This is a genomic window from bacterium, assembly GCA_024224155.1.
Classification (GTDB): Bacteria; Acidobacteriota; Thermoanaerobaculia; order Multivoradales; family JAHEKO01; genus CALZIK01.
In genome coordinates this window covers 1-912 of the sequence record JAAENP010000265.1, presented here as the reverse complement: position 1 = coordinate 912, position 912 = coordinate 1, and the positions used below count along the sequence as shown (strand labels likewise).

At 65.2% G+C, this 912-nt stretch carries 1 protein-coding gene; it reads left to right on the top strand.

The features are described from left to right. Positions 1-275, top strand: a 275-nt coding sequence (locus GY769_13960; protein ID MCP4203023.1) for a dihydrolipoamide dehydrogenase, incomplete at its 5' end; no start/stop codon positions are given. Positions 276-912: the final 637 nt, after the last annotated feature.

Genomic DNA, 912 nt, shown 5'->3' with positions numbered 1-912 from the left:
AGCGTCGCACCGAGGGCTTCATCAAGGTCGTGGTCGGGAGACGCGGCCACATCCGCGGCGTCACGATCGTCGGCGCCCACGCCGGCGAGCTCATCTTGCCCTGGGTTCTGGCGGTGCAGCGGCGCATGAAGATCGGCGCGATGGCGAACGTGATCGCGCCCTACCCCACCTTCGCCGAAGTGAGCAAGCGGGTGGCGGGCACCTACTACACCGACGCGCTCTTCGGCACGCGCACGCGCCGCCTCGTGAAGTTCCTCCAGCGCCTCGGCGCTTAGGAACGCGCACGATTCAAGGCGATATCGCGAAAAGGCTCTACCCACCCCGTCGCGAGTGTCACCGGTGTTGCGTGCCCTGGGCTATAGGCTATAGGCTATAGGAAGAGGACGATGCCCGGGCGGACCCCCGGCGGCCGACGAAGCCCCTGCGGCCCGGAGCATCCGTCGGCCGACGTCGTCGCTGCCGGTCCGCGGCGCCGAGGACAGTGCCAGGGCCCACTCTACAGCAGGACCTTTTTCTGAAACCGCCCGGAGTCCGGGTAGAACTTTTTCGCGAGTTCACCTTAAGCGGCGGCAGGGCGCCAGCCTTCTGGGGGCGCGGGCTTCCAGCCCGCAACGAGGTCAGGAATGTCAAGAAAGGTGGCCTTCTGGGGGATCGGTGCAACACCCCGATCGGAACCAGGCAGCGTCTCGCAGACCTTGAATCATAATGTCTTGACGTTACACCCCAAGTTGGCGCCTATGGGGCTAGTACCCCTGCTCAGAAGTACTCGCTCGTTCCCAGGCCCTGCCGGGGAATGTTTGTCTTCGAGGCCCCGCCTCGTCTCCCCCCCGCCCCGCCCCATCTCGTGGGTCGAGACCCTAAGCTGCCGCGGTCACACCGCAACACCAACGTAAGAACTTATTTCCCTGCTCT